This window comes from Pseudomonas urethralis (assembly GCF_021602465.1).
Lineage (GTDB): Bacteria > Pseudomonadota > Gammaproteobacteria > Pseudomonadales > Pseudomonadaceae > Aquipseudomonas > Aquipseudomonas vlassakiae.
In genome coordinates, this window is the sequence record NZ_BQIJ01000062.1 from 1 (window position 1) to 452 (window position 452).

Consider the following 452-nt stretch of genomic DNA (forward strand, 5'->3'; position numbering starts at 1 on the left):
CGAAGCCCCGGTGTTACTTGGGCAGGTCTTCTACCAGCTTCTGCAGCGACTCTTTCGAGGCGTTGGCGCGGTAGGTAACCCCTGCGGCGTCAAGCTTGGCCTTCAGCTCTTCGACTTCCTTCTCGGCTGCCAGCCGGTCTTGCTCTTCCTTCTCGGCGGCGAGGCGGTCCTGTTCAGCCTTCTGGAGTGCCTGCAGTTGCTTCTGCAGGTCCTCCTTCTCGGCCGCCAGCTGGGCGTTGGCCTGCTGCAACTGCTTGACCTGCTCGCCGTCGCCAGTGCCGCCGCCGTTGTTGTGCGCACCGGAGTTGTCGGGCTCGGTGAGAATCGATTCGACGCCGCCAGTCTCGCCGACAGTCTGCGGACCGACCGTGATCTTGCCGACGCTGCCGCCGAAGCCCCAGCGTGCCTTGTTGTTCGGGTCGATGTGGTTGTCTTCTGCGAGTGCCATGGTG

General features: G+C 63.9%; 1 pseudogene. It reads right to left on the bottom strand.

The annotated features are described in order from the left end of the window. Positions 1-13: 13 nt before the first annotated feature. Positions 14-452 (bottom strand): annotated as a pseudogene (locus tag L6D64_RS28200) (hypothetical protein); the annotation flags it as partial.